Origin of the sequence: Streptomyces sp. M-16, from assembly GCF_052114405.1 — a bacterium.
Lineage (GTDB): Bacteria > Actinomycetota > Actinomycetes > Streptomycetales > Streptomycetaceae > Streptomyces.
This window is the reverse complement of sequence record NZ_JBFRER010000012.1, coordinates 54,060-68,163: the sequence shown is the minus strand read 5'-3', so window position 1 is coordinate 68,163 and position 14,104 is coordinate 54,060. Positions and strand designations below refer to the sequence as shown.

Annotated in this window: 16 protein-coding genes; 13 read left to right on the top strand and 3 right to left on the bottom strand. The window is 73.2% G+C overall.

The window, feature by feature from the left end:
• Positions 1-116: 116 nt before the first annotated feature.
• The 6 genes from AB4039_RS08550 to AB4039_RS08525 all read left to right on the top strand — a co-directional run bounded on the left by AB4039_RS08550 (position 117) and on the right by AB4039_RS08525 (position 6,320).
• A complete protein-coding gene (locus AB4039_RS08550) occupies positions 117-440 on the top strand; it encodes an integration host factor (protein WP_030234009.1) in 324 nt (107 codons plus the stop codon).
• A gap of 61 nt (positions 441-501) precedes the next feature.
• Positions 502-1,065 (top strand): guanylate kinase, encoded by a 564-nt coding sequence (gmk, locus tag AB4039_RS08545; protein ID WP_030234013.1) that lies wholly within the window; start codon positions 502-504, stop codon positions 1,063-1,065.
• Between the two features lie 61 nt (positions 1,066-1,126).
• Positions 1,127-1,399 carry a DNA-directed RNA polymerase subunit omega gene (gene rpoZ, locus AB4039_RS08540; protein ID WP_004948662.1) on the top strand — a complete coding sequence of 91 codons (273 nt, stop codon included), beginning with the start codon at positions 1,127-1,129 and terminating at the stop codon, positions 1,397-1,399.
• Between the two features lie 99 nt (positions 1,400-1,498).
• Positions 1,499-2,734, top strand: coding sequence for a bifunctional phosphopantothenoylcysteine decarboxylase/phosphopantothenate--cysteine ligase CoaBC (gene coaBC / locus AB4039_RS08535; RefSeq protein ID WP_442270419.1), 1,236 nt, complete (start codon positions 1,499-1,501; stop codon positions 2,732-2,734).
• A 195-nt stretch (positions 2,735-2,929) separates the two neighbouring features.
• Positions 2,930-4,138 (top strand): methionine adenosyltransferase, encoded by a 1,209-nt coding sequence (gene metK, locus AB4039_RS08530; RefSeq protein WP_100660992.1) that lies wholly within the window; start codon positions 2,930-2,932, stop codon positions 4,136-4,138.
• An 82-nt stretch (positions 4,139-4,220) separates the two neighbouring features.
• Positions 4,221-6,320, top strand: coding sequence for a primosomal protein N' (locus tag AB4039_RS08525; RefSeq protein ID WP_442270418.1), 2,100 nt, complete (start codon positions 4,221-4,223; stop codon positions 6,318-6,320).
• 228 nt (positions 6,321-6,548) lie between these two features.
• On the opposite strand, the gene AB4039_RS08520 is transcribed toward AB4039_RS08525, so the two are convergent.
• Positions 6,549-7,070, bottom strand: coding sequence for a hypothetical protein (locus tag AB4039_RS08520; protein ID WP_442270417.1), 522 nt, complete (start codon positions 7,068-7,070; stop codon positions 6,549-6,551).
• A 252-nt stretch (positions 7,071-7,322) separates the two neighbouring features.
• Here AB4039_RS08520 and fmt point away from each other — a divergent pair, with 252 nt between their 5' ends.
• The 7 genes from fmt (at position 7,323) to AB4039_RS08485 (ending at position 13,231) form a co-directional block, all read left to right on the top strand.
• The gene (gene fmt, locus AB4039_RS08515) at positions 7,323-8,267 is read left to right on the top strand and encodes a methionyl-tRNA formyltransferase (RefSeq protein ID WP_266837891.1); all 945 of its coding nucleotides are present in this window, start codon (positions 7,323-7,325) and stop codon (positions 8,265-8,267) included.
• A gap of 86 nt (positions 8,268-8,353) precedes the next feature.
• Positions 8,354-9,841 carry an RsmB/NOP family class I SAM-dependent RNA methyltransferase gene (locus tag AB4039_RS08510; RefSeq protein WP_442270416.1) on the top strand — a complete coding sequence of 496 codons (1,488 nt, stop codon included), beginning with the start codon at positions 8,354-8,356 and terminating at the stop codon, positions 9,839-9,841.
• Between the two features lie 300 nt (positions 9,842-10,141).
• Positions 10,142-10,828: a ribulose-phosphate 3-epimerase gene (gene rpe, locus AB4039_RS08505; protein ID WP_266837887.1), complete on the top strand. Its 687-nt coding sequence runs from the start codon at positions 10,142-10,144 to the stop codon at positions 10,826-10,828.
• A 137-nt stretch (positions 10,829-10,965) separates the two neighbouring features.
• Entirely contained in the window at positions 10,966-11,979 is a 1,014-nt protein-coding gene (locus AB4039_RS08500) for a sugar-binding domain-containing protein (protein ID WP_030234040.1), read from the top strand.
• A 95-nt stretch (positions 11,980-12,074) separates the two neighbouring features.
• Positions 12,075-12,296, top strand: coding sequence for a CarD family transcriptional regulator (locus tag AB4039_RS08495; RefSeq protein ID WP_266837885.1), 222 nt, complete (start codon positions 12,075-12,077; stop codon positions 12,294-12,296).
• Between the two features lie 66 nt (positions 12,297-12,362).
• Positions 12,363-12,818 carry a ribonuclease domain-containing protein gene (locus AB4039_RS08490; protein ID WP_442270415.1) on the top strand — a complete coding sequence of 152 codons (456 nt, stop codon included), beginning with the start codon at positions 12,363-12,365 and terminating at the stop codon, positions 12,816-12,818.
• Complete coding sequence (locus AB4039_RS08485; protein WP_442270414.1) at positions 12,815-13,231, top strand: barstar family protein; 417 nt, start codon at positions 12,815-12,817, stop codon at positions 13,229-13,231. The genes AB4039_RS08490 and AB4039_RS08485 overlap by 4 nt, the downstream gene beginning before the upstream one ends.
• Before the next feature lie 55 nt (positions 13,232-13,286).
• Here the strand turns inward: AB4039_RS08485 and AB4039_RS08480 are convergent, their stop codons facing one another.
• A complete protein-coding gene (locus tag AB4039_RS08480; protein ID WP_442270413.1) occupies positions 13,287-13,766 on the bottom strand; it encodes a group II truncated hemoglobin in 480 nt (159 codons plus the stop codon).
• The gene (locus AB4039_RS08475) at positions 13,763-14,092 is read right to left on the bottom strand and encodes a putative quinol monooxygenase (RefSeq protein WP_442270412.1); all 330 of its coding nucleotides are present in this window, start codon (positions 14,090-14,092) and stop codon (positions 13,763-13,765) included. Before AB4039_RS08475 ends, AB4039_RS08480 begins: the two co-directional genes overlap by 4 nt.
• Positions 14,093-14,104 lie beyond the last annotated feature (12 nt).

The following is a 14,104-nucleotide window of genomic DNA, read 5'->3' as shown; positions in this document are numbered from 1 at the left end:
AGAGTGAACGAGCAGCGAACGATTTCCCACGCTGTTCGGGAGGCTCGCCCGGCGTGGTGCCCTGGGGCTCCCCGCCGGTCCGTATCCGACAGTTCGACATCCGAGGTGACGTAGGCGTGGCTCTTCCGCCCCTTACCCCTGAACAGCGCGCAGCAGCGCTCGAAAAGGCCGCCGCGGCTCGCCGGGAGCGGGCCGAGGTGAAGAATCGACTCAAGCATTCCGGCGCCTCCCTCCACGACGTCATCAAGACGGGCCAGGAGAACGACGTCATCGGCAAGATGAAGGTCTCCGCCCTTCTGGAGTCGCTGCCCGGCGTGGGCAAGGTCCGCGCCAAGCAGATCATGGAGCGCCTCGGCATCTCCGAGTCCCGGCGTGTCCGAGGTCTCGGTTCCAACCAGATCGCCTCTCTGGAGCGTGAGTTCGGCGGTAGCGGCGCCTGAGGCGTCGCCCGAAGTTCTCCCGGCGTTCTCAGGCAGTCCCGAGAACCTGGATAATCGCTCTATGGCAGCAGAGGTTCGTCCGCGGCTGACCGTGCTCTCCGGCCCTTCGGGGGTCGGCAAGAGCACGGTCGTCGCGCATATGCGCAAGGTCCACCCCGAGGTATGGCTCTCGGTGTCGGCCACCACCCGCAAGCCGCGGCCCGGTGAGCGACACGGAGTCCACTACTTCTTCGTCAACGACGACGAGTTCGACAAGCTGATCGCCAACGGCGAGCTGCTGGAGTGGGCCGAATTCGCGGGCAACCGCTACGGCACACCCCGCGGCGCGGTGCTGGAACGCCTGGACAACGGCGAACCGGTGCTGCTGGAGATCGACCTCCAGGGCGCCCGGCTCGTCCGCGAGTCCAAGCCCGACGCCCAGCTGGTCTTCCTGGCCCCGCCCAGCTGGGACGAACTGGTCCGCCGGCTCACCGGCCGCGGCACCGAATCCCCCGAGGTGATCGAGCGCAGGCTCGACTCCGCCAAGATCGAACTGGCTGCCGAGTCCGAGTTCGACACCACCCTGGTCAACACCTCCGTCGAGGACGTGGCGCGTGAGCTGCTAGCCTTGATGAAAGTTGTTTGATCGTTGATCGATGTCATGTCGATTGATGTTTGATCTTTCACCCATCTTCGGAAGGTAGAGCGTGTCCTCTTCCATCACTGCGCCCGAGGGCATCATCAACCCGCCGATCGACGAGCTGCTCGAGGCCACGGACTCGAAGTACAGCCTCGTGATCTACGCGGCCAAGCGCGCGCGTCAGATCAACGCGTACTACTCGCAGCTCGGCGAAGGCCTGCTTGAGTACGTCGGCCCGCTGGTGGACACCCACGTCCACGAGAAGCCGCTTTCGATCGCGCTGCGCGAGATCAATGCGGGCCTGCTGACCTCCGAGGCCATCGAGGCCCCGGCCCAGTAAGGCGCGGAACATTCTCTTCACCACAGGCCCGGCAGAACATCTGCCGGGCCTGTGGTGTGTCATAGGTGGCGTAGACCGATTCCGAACGGGGAGCGAGTGGTGGACAAGCCGGGTAAGCCCAAGGTCGTGCTGGGGGTCAGTGGCGGGATCGCCGCGTACAAGGCCTGCGAGCTGCTGCGCCGGCTGACGGAGTCGGGGCACGACGTCCGGGTGGTGCCCACGGCCGCCTCCCTGAACTTCGTCGGCGAGGCCACCTGGTCCGCGCTCTCCGGGAACCCGGCCTCCACCGAGGTCTGGGAGACCGTCCACGAGGTGCCCCACGTGCGCATCGGGCAGGGTGCCGACCTCGTCGTCGTCGCCCCCGCCACCGCCGACATGCTGGCCAAGGCCGCCCACGGGCTGGCCGACGACCTGCTCACGAACACCCTGCTCACCGCCCGCTGTCCCGTGGTCTTCGCCCCCGCGATGCACACCGAGATGTGGGAGCACCCCGCCACGCAGGAGAACGTCGCCACGCTCCGCCGCCGCGGCGCCGTCGTGATCGAGCCCGCCGTGGGCCGGCTCACCGGCAAGGACACCGGCAAGGGCCGGCTGCCCGACCCCGAGGAGATCTACGAGGTCTGCCGCCGGGTCCTGGCGCGCGGTGCGGCCGGGCCCGACCTGGCCGGACGCCACGTGGTGATCAGCGCCGGCGGCACCCGGGAGCCGCTCGACCCCGTCCGCTTCCTCGGCAACCGCTCCTCCGGCAAGCAGGGCTACGCCCTCGCCCGCACGGCCGCCGCGCGCGGAGCCCGGGTCACCCTCGTCGCGGCCAACACCGCGCTCGCGGACCCGGCCGGAGTGGACGTAGTGCGCGTGGGGACCGCCCTCCAGCTGCGCGAGGCGGTGCTGAAGGCGGCCGCCGACGCCGACGCCGTCGTGATGGCGGCGGCGGTGGCCGACTTCCGGCCGGCCCGGTACGCCGACGGCAAGATCAAGAAGAAGGACGGACAGGACCCCGCGCCCGTCGCCCTCGTGCGCAACCCCGACGTGCTCGCGGAGATCTCCGCCGACCGGGCCCGGGAGGGCCAGGTCGTCGTCGGTTTCGCCGCCGAGACCGACGACGTGCTCGCCAACGGCCGGGCCAAGCTCCGCCGCAAGGGGTGTGACCTTCTCGTGGTCAACGAGGTCGGCGCCACCAAGACCTTCGGTTCGGAGGAGAACGAGGCCATCGTCCTGGCCTCCGATGGTGGGGAGACTCCCGTGCCCCACGGTCCGAAGGAAGTTCTGGCGGACGTGATTTGGGACCGGGTGGTGGGGCTCCTCGCGCCCGGGGACGGCTCCAGAAGCGCCTGAGCGTCGCTCTTCTCGGAGGCAAATCCGTGCGTCAGAATGGAGTGCCGCAGGTCACATGGCTCCCATAAGGCGAGACGGGTGGTCCGGCGAACGGTGGCGACCGATAAACTGCAACCTGGAACGTGATCGGGCGCAGCCCCCGGTGTGGTTCCGCCAAATGATCAGCCAGCAGCCGCTGCAACCCCAGGGAGCGTTGTGTCCCGTCGCTTGTTCACCTCGGAGTCCGTCACCGAGGGTCACCCCGACAAGATCGCTGACCAGATCAGCGACACGATCCTCGACGCGCTCCTCACCGAGGACCCGACCTCGCGTGTGGCCGTGGAGACTCTCATCACCACCGGTCTCGTCCACATCGCGGGCGAGGTGACCACCAAGGCCTACGCGCCGATCGCCCAGCTCGTCCGCGACAAGATCCTCGAAATCGGCTACGACTCGTCCAAGAAGGGCTTCGACGGCGCCTCCTGCGGCGTGTCGGTGTCCATCGGTGCGCAGTCGCCCGACATCGCCCAGGGCGTGGACACGGCGTACGAGCAGCGCGTCGAGGGTGACGAGGACGAGCTCGACAAGCAGGGCGCCGGCGACCAGGGCCTGATGTTCGGCTACGCCTGCGACGAGACGCCCGAGCTGATGCCGCTCCCGATCCACATCGCGCACCGGCTCTCGCGCCGCCTGTCCGAGGTCCGCAAGAACGGGACCATCCCGTACCTGCGCCCCGACGGCAAGACCCAGGTCACCATCGAGTACGACGGCGACAAGGCCGTGCGCCTGGACACCGTCGTCGTGTCCTCGCAGCACGCCGCGGACATCGACCTGGACTCGCTGCTCGCCCCGGACATCCGCGAGTTCGTCGTGGAGCACGTGCTGGCGCAGCTCGTCGAGGACGGCATCAAGCTCGACACCGAGGGCTACCGGCTGCTGGTGAACCCGACCGGCCGCTTCGAGATCGGCGGCCCGATGGGCGACGCCGGCCTCACCGGCCGCAAGATCATCATCGACACCTACGGCGGCATGGCCCGTCACGGCGGCGGCGCCTTCTCCGGCAAGGACCCGTCGAAGGTCGACCGCAGCGCCGCGTACGCCATGCGCTGGGTCGCCAAGAACGTGGTCGCCGCCGGTCTGGCCGCCCGCTGCGAGGTCCAGGTCGCCTACGCGATCGGCAAGGCCGAGCCCGTCGGCCTGTTCGTCGAGACCTTCGGCACCGCCAAGGTCGACGTCCAGAAGATCGAGGACGCGATCGGCGAGGTCTTCGACCTGCGCCCGGCCGCGATCATCCGCGACCTCGACCTGCTGCGCCCGATCTACGCCCAGACCGCCGCGTACGGCCACTTCGGCCGCGAGCTGCCGGACTTCACCTGGGAGCGCACCGACCGCGTCGACGCCCTGCGCGCCGCCGCCGGTCTGTAAACGCCGCCGCACGTGACGAACGGCCCCGGACCGCCAGGTCCGGGGCCGTTCGCTGTCAGTGGTCTTTGGTAAGAATGCCTGTGTGAGCAGCGCGAACGATTCCCCGCCGGAGCAGCTCGCACTGATCCGGGAGATGGTCGCCGAGGCGAAAGCCAAGGCGCCCAAGGCCAAGCCGCGCACCTGGCGCGGGGCCGCGGTCGCCGAGGAGCTGCCCGTCGCCCGCGTCCTGGTGAACAAGGGCGTGCTCCACCTCGACCGGCTCTTCGACTACGCGGTGCCCGCCGAGCTCGCGGAGACCGCCCGGCCGGGCGTCCGCGTCCGGGTCCGCTTCGGCGCCGGCTCCCACCGCGTGCACGGCGGCCGCCGTGAGGGCGGCGGGCTCATCGACGGCTTCATCGTGGAGCGGTGCGCCGAGTCCGACTACAACGGGGCGCTGGCCGCCCTGGCCCAGGTGGTCTCGCCCGAGGTCGTCCTCTCCCCGCCCGTGCTGGCCCTCGCCCGCGCCGTCGCCGACCGGTACGCGGGCAGCCTCGCCGACGTCCTCCAGCTCGCCCTGCCCGCGCGCAGCGCCCGCGCCGAGGCCAAGCCCTCGCCCGAACCGCTGCCCCCGCCTCCGGTGCCCGAGCCCGGCGGCTGGGCCCGCTACGGCGCCGGGCCCGCGTTCCTGCGGGCCCTCGCCACCGGCGGAGCCCCCCGCGCCGTGTGGACCGCCCTGCCCGGCCCCGGCTGGGCCGGGGAACTGGCCCGTGCCATGGCGGCGACCCTCGCCTCCGGCCGGGGCGCCCTGGCCGTGGTCCCGGACGGGCGCACCGCCGCCCGGGTCGACGCCGCCCTCACCGAACTGCTCGGCGAGGGGCGGCACGCCCTGCTGACGGCCGAGTCCGGGCCCGAGAAGCGCTACCGGCAGTGGCTCGCGGTGAGCCGGGGCTCGGTGCGCGCGGTCGTCGGCACCCGGGCCGCGATGTTCGCCCCCGTGCGCGACCTCGGGCTGGTGGTGATCTGGGACGACGGGGATTCCAGCCACAGCGACGACCACGCCCCCTTCCCGCACGTCCGCGAGGTCCTGGAACTGCGCGCCGTCACCGACGGCTGCGCCTTCCTGGCCGGCGGCACCAGCTGCACGGTGGAGGCCGCCCAGCTCGTCGAGACGGGCTGGGCCCGCCCGCTCGTGGCCGACCGGGAGACGGTGCGGTCCGTCGCTCCGCGCATCCGCACCGTCGGCGACGAACTGCTGGCGCGCGACGGGGCGGCCCGCGCGGCCCGGCTGCCGAGCCTCGCCTGGGAGACCGTCCGGGAGGGCCTGAAGACCGGCCCGGTCCTCGTCCAGGTGCCCCGGCGCGGTTACGCGCCCCGGCTCGCCTGCGAGCGCTGCCGGACCCCCGCCCGCTGCACCGTGTGCGCCGGGCCGCTGGAGGCCCCCGACGAGCGGGACCTGCACTGCGGCTGGTGCGGCCGGGCCGAGAGCGCCTGGCACTGCCAGGAGTGCGGGTCCTTCCGGCTCCGCGCCCAGGTGGTGGGCGCGCGGCGCACCGCCGAGGAGCTGGGCCGGGCCTTCCCCGCCGTGCCCGTACGGACTTCCGGGCGCGACCACGTACTGGACGAGGTGCCGGACCGCCCGGCACTGGTGGTGTGCACCCCGGGGGCCGAGCCGGTCGCCACGGGCGCCGGGTACGCGGCGGCGCTGCTGCTGGACGGCTGGGCCATGCTGGGCCGGCCCGACCTGCGGGCGGGGGAGGAGGCGCTGCGCCGCTGGATCGCCGCCGCGTCGCTGGTGCGCGGGGAGGGGCAGGTGGTGGTCGTGGCCGAACCGACGCTGCGGCCCGTGCAGGCGCTGGTGCGCTGGGACCCGGTCGGGCACGCCGTACGGGAACTGGCCGAGCGGGCCCAGCTGGGTTTCCCGCCGGTGTCGCGGATGGCCGCCGTGGCGGGCCGTGGGGAGGCGCTGGAGGCCTTCCTCGGGGCCGTCGAGCTGCCGCCGGACGCGGAGGTCCTGGGACCCGTACCGCTGCCCGGGCGGCGGGGGGAGCCCTCACCGGGGGAGCGGGCCCTGGTCCGGGTCCCTCCGGGGAGCGGGGCCGCGCTGGCCGCGGCGCTGAAGTCGGCGCAGGCCGCGCGGATGGCGCGGGGCGTCGCGGCGGCGGATGCGGTCCGGATCCGGATCGACCCGCCGGACATCGGCTGAGGCCGGGTGGCGGGGGGCCGCTGCGCGGGGCCGTTCGCCCCGCCGCGCCCTTCGCCCGGTCCCCGGGGCGGGCCCCGGACCCCGTGCCGGGAGCCGCGCACCCGGTGCGCTCAAACGCCGCGCGGGCTGGAGTCTCGCTGCGCGGATCCAGACCCGCCGGCGTTTGAGGCACGGGGTCCCGCGGGGTCGGTGCCGTCGGGGGTCGGCGTCCCGGCGGCGCGGACGGGGTCAGCCGTTGCGGGGTCCCGGGAACGCCGACTGGCGGGCGGCCGGGGCGGCGGCCTGGGCGTCCTCGCGCACCGGCTGCGGGGGCACCGAGCGGGCCGCCGGGATGGTGGGCAGCGGACCGAGCGTCCGGGTCGTGGTGCCCTCGGCCGACGGCTCCGCGGACTCGGCGGCCTGCGCGCGGCGTGCCCCGTAGCGGCGGTGCACGGCCTGCTTGGTGACGCCGAGCGCGGAGCCGACCGCGTCCCACGAGAAGCCGAGTGAGCGGTCGAAGTCCACCGCCGCGGTGACCAGCGTCTCGACGCTGTCCCGCAGCTCCTGGGCGAGCCGGACGGTGGGTGCGGGGGCCCTGCCGTAGACGACGAAGCCCGTGGACGGCCCGGAGCGGCGCGGGCGGTACACGTTGCCGAGCTGGGCGGTGAGGGTGCGCAGAGCGTCCACCTGTCGGCGAACCCGCTCGATGTCCCGCACGAGGAGGTGCAGGCTGGCCCGCGCTTGGGCGTCATGAGTGGCGTGGTYGGCCATGAAGAAGCCTCTCGAACCGGTGCTGGAGAGCGGATCGGGCCGCAGACACCGTTCTCATTCGCGGCCCGTTTCGGTCAATCTGCCTTGACCAACGCGCCATACCGCGATGAAGTCACGCTTCGGGGGCGTGTCGGCATATGCGAGAGGCGCGCGTGTGTGCGTACGCCCCCTCGGCGCCGCAGGTGGGCGGGTGGGGGCGGGCCCCATAGACTGGTGCGCTGCTGACAGCCGAGATAGCGAGGTAGGACCCCAGTGAAGCTCGTCTTCGCAGGCACCCCCGAGGTCGCCGTGCCCGCCCTGGACGCCCTGATCGCCTCCGGGCGGCACGAGGTCGCCGCCGTCATCACCCGGCCCGACGCCCCGGCCGGCCGCGGTCGCCGGCTCGTCGCCAGCCCGGTCGCCGAGCGTGCCGAGGAAGCCGGGATCGAGGTGCTCAAGCCCGTGCGGCCGCGCGACGAGGAGTTCCAGGCCCGGCTGCGCGAGATCGGCCCCGACTGCTGCCCGGTCGTCGCCTACGGGGCGCTGATCCCCAAGAGCGCCCTGGACATCCCCGCCCAGGGGTGGGTCAACCTGCACTTCTCCCTGCTCCCCGCCTGGCGCGGCGCGGCCCCCGTCCAGCAGTCGATCATGGCGGGGGACCAGGTCACCGGCGCCTCCACCTTCCGCATCGAGGAGGGGCTGGACACCGGCCCCGTCTTCGGGGTGCTCACCGAGGCGATCCGCCCGACCGACACCAGCGGCGACCTGCTGACCCGGCTCGCCTTCGCCGGCGCCGGACTGCTGTCCGCGACCATGGACGGCATCGAGGACGGCACCCTGCGCGCCGTCCCGCAGCCCGCCGACGGGATCTCGCTCGCGCCGAAGATCACGGTCGAGGACGCGCGCGTCGACTGGAACGCCCCCGCGCTGCGCGCCGACCGCGTGGTGCGCGGCTGCACGCCCGCCCCCGGCGCGTGGACCGTCTTCCGCGGCGAGCGGCTCAAGCTGATCTCCGTCGGGCTCGTCGCCGACCGCACCGACCTCGCGCCGGGCGTGCTGGCCCCGGCCAAGAACCACGTCCACGTCGGCACCGGCTCGCACGCCGTCGAGCTGCTGTGGGTGCAGCCGCAGGGCAAGAAGCCGATGAAGGGCGCCGACTGGGCCCGCGGGGTGCGGATCGCTCCCGGCGAGCGCCTGGGCGCGGCCGACGTAGGCTGATTCCGCGACCGGTCCGCCCCGGGCGGGCCCGGCAGTACCCCGTGACCCACCACCGCAGTACCTCGTAACCCCGGAGCACCTTTCACGTGAGCGAACAGCCCCGTCGTCGTCCCGCCGCCGCAGGCGCCGGCAAGCCGTCCGGCAAGCAGGGCGGCCGGCCGGCCAAGCCGTACCGCCGGCCCCAGAAGGACCCCGTCCGGATGCTGGCCTTCGAGGTGCTGCGGGCGGTGGACGAGCGCGACGCCTACGCCAACCTCGTGCTGCCCCCGCTGCTGAAGAAGGCCCGCCAGGACGAGAGCTTCCAGGCGCGCGACGCGGCCCTGGCCACCGAGCTGGTCTACGGCACCCTGCGCCGGCAGGGCACCTACGACGCGGTGATCAAGGCCTGCATCGACCGGCCGCTGCGCGAGGTCGACCCGCCGGTGCTGGACGTGCTCTCGCTCGGCGCCCACCAGCTGCTCGGCACCCGCATCCCCACGCACGCCGCGGTCTCGGCCAGCGTCGAACTGGCCCGCGTGGTGCTCGGCGACGGCCGTGCCAAGTTCGTGAACGCCGTGCTCCGCAAGATCTCCGCGCACGACCTCGACGGCTGGCTGGAGCGGGTGGCCCCGCCGTACGAGGACGACGCCGAGGAACACCTCGCGGTCTACCACTCGCACCCCCGCTGGGTCGTCAGCGCCCTGTGGGACGCCCTGGGCGGAGGCCGCGCCGGGATCGAGGACCTGCTCGAAGCCGACAACGAGCGGCCCGAGGTGACGCTGGTGGCCCGTCCGGGCCGGTCCACGCCCGAGGAGCTGCTGGAGGCCGTCGGCGAGGACTCGGCGCTGCCGGGGCGCTGGTCCCCGTACGCGGTGCGGATGGCCGAGGGCGGCGAGCCGGGCGCGCTGGAGGCCGTCCGCGACGGACGCGCCGGCGTACAGGACGAGGGCAGCCAGCTGGTGGCGATGGCCCTCGCCGCCGTGCCCGTCGAGGGGCGCGACGCGCGCTGGCTCGACGGCTGCGCGGGTCCCGGCGGCAAGGCGGCGCTGCTGGGCGCGCTGGCCGCGCGGCGCGGGGCCTTCCTGCTGGCCTCCGAGAAGCAGCCCCACCGGGCCCGGCTCGTGGAGCGCGCGCTGGCCGGGAACCCGGGCCCGTACCAGGTCATCGCGGCCGACGGCACCCGGCCCCCGTGGCTGCCGGGGTCCTTCGACCGCGTGCTGGTGGACGTGCCGTGCTCCGGCCTGGGCGCGCTGCGGCGCCGTCCCGAGGCCCGCTGGCGGCGGCGCCCCGAGGACCTGGAGGGCTTCGCGCCGCTCCAGCGCGGGCTGCTGCGCGAGGCGCTCGCCGCGGTGCGCGTCGGCGGTGTCGTGGGATACGCGACCTGCTCCCCGCACCTGGCGGAGACCCGGGTGGTCGTGGAAGACGTCCTCAAGGGCCGGGGCGCCGGTGCCGAGGCGGTGTCGGCCGAACTGATCGACGCCCGCCCGTACATGGAGGGCGTCCCCGCCCTCGGCGACGGCCCCGACGTCCAGCTGTGGCCGCACCTGCACGGCACGGACGCGATGTACCTCGCCCTGCTGCGCCGCACCGCCTAGCGGGACCGGACGGCCCTCCACGCCCCGGTGCACGGGGGTGGAGGGCCCGGGCCGCGGCCCGGAGTTCGGCGGATTCCGCGGTTTCGCCCGGCGCGGAGGGGGGCTGACGCCGTGCCCGGGGTGACTCCCCGGGGCGGGCCGGACCGCCCGGGGACGGTGACCGTCGCGGACGGACCGGCCGTCACCCGCACCTCGAAGGACAAGTGAAAAATGCCGCATGATCAATTAAGTGCCGCTACGGCAACCCCGAGTTCCGGGGCCGTGGCCGGAAGTGGCCGAGGGCATGGCAGGCTTGGGGGCATGGCCGTTCAGATCAATCCCAGCATCCTGTCCGCCGACTTCGCCCGCCTCGCCGAGGAGGCGCGGGCCGTCGAGGGGGCCGACTGGCTGCACGTCGACGTCATGGACAACCATTTCGTCCCGAACCTCACCCTCGGCGTCCCGATCGTGGAGTCCCTGAGCCGCGCCACGGACATCCCGCTGGACCTGCACCTGATGATCGAGGACCCGGACCGCTGGGCACCGCAGTACGTGGAGGCCGGTGCCGGTTCCGTCACCTTCCACGCCGAGGCCGCCGCGGCTCCGGTGCGCCTCGCGCGGGAGATCCGGGCGAAGGGGGCCCGTGCGGCGATGGCGCTCAAGCCCGGCACCCCGATCGAGCAGTACGAGGACATCCTCCCCGAGCTCGACATGGTGCTGATCATGACGGTCGAGCCGGGCTTCGGCGGCCAGTCCTTCCTCGACATCATGCTGCCCAAGGTCCGCCGGACCCGGGAGCTGATCGCCAAGCACGGGCTGGAGCTGTGGCTCCAGGTCGACGGCGGGGTCTCGGCCTCCACGATCGAGCGGGTGGCGGAGGCCGGCGCGGACGTGTTCGTCGCGGGCAGCGCGGTCTACGGGGCGGTCGACCCGGCCGCCGCGGTGCGGACCCTGCGTGAGCAGGCGGGTGCGGCGATCGCCGCCGCCCCCTGGGCGTGCGACCACTGAGCGAGGCTTGATGAACAGCTCGGTGAACGGAAGCCGTCCAGGCTGATCAACGGCCGTCGGATCTGACAGGATGAACGGCGAGTCGAGAGTGTGAACACGACAGTGTGAACAGCAGTGAGGAGAACGCGGTGTCTGCAATGTCGGCGGGACGGTCAGCCCTGCGGATGGGACCCGCGGAGCTGGTGCAGGCGGCGGCCATGGCCCGTCGCTTCTACCTGGAGGGCAAGTCCAAGATCCAGATCGCCGAGGAGTTCGGCGTGAGCCGCTTCAAGGTGGCCCGGGTCCTGGAGACGGCCCTCGAACGCGACCTCGTACGCATCGAGATCCGGGTGCCGGCCGAACTGGACGCGGAGCGCTCCGACGCGCTCCGCGCCCGGTACGGGCTGCGGCACGCGGTCGTGGTGGAGTCGCCGGCCGACGCCACCGAGGACGCTCCGGACCCGGAGAACCTCGGCGCGGTCGCCGCCGACCTGCTCGGCGAGCTCGTCAACGAGGGCGATGTGCTCGGGCTGGCGTGGGGGCGTTCCACCATCCACATGGCCGCCTCCCTGCACCGGCTGCCCCCCTGCACCGTGGTCCAGCTGACCGGCGTGTACGACGCCGGGACGGCCGAGCGCGGCTCCGTGGAGGCCGTCCGGCGGGCCGCGCAGGTCTCCGGCGGGGACGCCCACCCGATCTACGCCCCGATGCTGCTGCCCGATCCGGCGACCGCGGCCGCCCTGCGCAGCCAGACGGGCATCGCGCGGGCCTTCGAGTACTTCGACAAGGTGACGGTCGCCGCCGTCTCGATCGGCTCCTGGGAGCCCGGCATCTCCACCGTCCACGACATGCTGACCGACGAGGAGCGGGCGCACTACGCCTCCCTCGGCGTCGCGGCGGAGATGTCCGCGCACCTCTTCGACTCGGAAGGCCGCAGGGTCGGGCGCGACCTCGGCGAGCGGTGCATCACCGTCGAGGCGGACCGGCTGCGCCGGATCCCCGAGGTCGTGGCCATCGCGGGTGGCCTGCGCAAGGCCTCCGCGATCGGGGCGGTGCTCCGTTCCGGGCTGGTGACCAGCCTCGTCACGGACACGGCGGTCGCGGACTACCTGCTCACCGAGTCCGCTCCCGGGCTCCGTCCGGCGCTCGACCGGGCCGACCCGGACGACTGACGGGGCGGCCGCGCCGGCCGGTGATGCGGATGGTGCCGGAATCGAGACCCGAACAGCGGACCGCGGGGCGGCCCCGGGGGCGCATACTGGTTTTGATGACTAAGTCAGCAGTACCTCGCCGCCATTTGCCGTCCAGCCCGTTCAAGGCCCCCGTGGAACCGCCGCTCCGGCAGTTCAGCGTCGGCGACCGGGTGAGTCACGACGAGCACGGCCTCGGCCGTGTCGTCGGGATCGAGGAGGGGATCGCCGTCCTCGTCGACTTCGGGTCGGTCCAGAAACGAATCCTGAGTCCTTACACCAAGATGTCCGTGCTCTGAGCCCGTCAGGGCTCTGACGCCATCAGGCGATTCGCGAGCGAATCGGATATTTGGCACGATCGGTGCATGATCTTTCGGAACGTGCCCCGGTCGCTGCTGCGTGTGCTGGGGGCTCTGTTCCTGTGCGCCATGCTGGTCGGTGCGGCGGGCTGCGGTGGGAAGTCCGCCCCGCCGCCCGCCGCCAGCGCCGGCGCGGGTACGGGTGCCAGCGCGGGTGGCCGCGACGTCCCCGGGTGGGCCAGGGGGATGGCCACCGTGCGGGCCGACGCGCTGCCGCAGCAGGCGCGCGAGGTGCTGTCCCTGATCGACAGGGGCGGGCCGTACGCGTACCGGCAGGACGGGACCGTCTTCGGGAACTTCGAGAAGGCCCTGCCGAAGCAGAAACGCGGCTACTACCACGAGTTCACCGTGCGGACCCCGGGGGAACGCGACCGCGGGGCCCGGCGGATCGTGACCGGCGGGGGCGGGGAGTTCTACTACACGGACGACCACTACCAGACCTTCGAGGCGGTTCTCCGATGAGCCTGGACCCGCAGCCGCTCGCCCCCGCGCTGGCCGCCGCCGAGGAGGCGGGCTGGGCCGTCGTACGGCTGGACCTGGACGGCGTACGGAGCAAGGCCGCGCTGATGCGGCGGTGCGCGGACGCCCTGCGGGCGCCGGAGTGGTTCGGCGGGAACTGGGACGCGCTGGCCGACGTACTGGTGGACCTGTCGTGGCTGCCGCCGGCGCCCGGGAGGCTGCTCGTGGTGAGTTCCTGGCGCGGGTACGCGGCCGAGCGTCCGCAGGACTGGGAGACGCTGCGGGAGGTCCTGGAGGAGGCCGTGGACTTCTGGCGCGAGGCCGAGGGGGCCGCGCCGCTGGCGGTGCTGCTGGCCGGGTCCGCTCCGGACGGGGCGCCGTCCCGGGCCGCGCGCCCCGGACCCCGCCGGGGCTGAGGGCCCCGTGGCCCGGGAACGCCCGTGGGGGCGGCCCCGGCCGCCCCCACGGGGGTTACTCGCTCGCCGCGGTCTTGGGCACCCACGGCGGGGTCTGGCCCCAGGACCAGACCGGGATCTTCGCCGCGTCCACCGGCGGCGGGTGGGGGCCCGAGTAGATCAGGGCCATCCGGGTGCCCCACTCGATGTAGTAGACGAACACCGCCCGGAACTCCGGGTCCGTCGGGAGGCCGACCTCGTCGGCCGTGTCCAGCAGCAGGTCCACCCAACGGCGGCGCTGCTTCTCGGTGATGCCGCGCCCCAGGTGCTTGGTGGCCATGTGCTGGTGGCCGCCGTGGTGCGCCGAGTACTCCGCCGGGCCGCCGAAGACCTCCGACAGCCAGACGGCGACGTGCTGGGGGTGCTCCGAGTCCATGCCCGCGAAGACCGGGGCCAGGATCTCGTCCTGCAGGGCGTGCGCGTAGAAGACGTCGGTGAGGCGGCGCATGGCCTCCGCACCGCCCATCCACTCGTAGATCGTGGGCGTGGTGCTCATGACTGACCGGCGGCCTTTCCCGGACCCACCACACCGGTCACGAGGTAGTGCTGCATCTCCTCGATGGCCGTCACGTACGGGCGGATCGCGGTGAAGAACGCCGGGAAGTGCTCGCCCTTGCGGAAGCCGTTCAGGTGGGCGTCGATCGAGGTCCAGCGGATGCGGAGGATGTAGCGCTCCTTCTCCTCCTCGCAGCGGGCCAGCTCGTAGTCGATGCACTCGGGCGAGGCGGCCAGGGCCTCGGCGGCCCGCGCGTACGCCTCCTCGAACGCCTGCTGGTCCTGCGAGGCGATCCGGTAGCGGATGTACTCGACGGTCGTGGTCATGGTGTGCGTGCC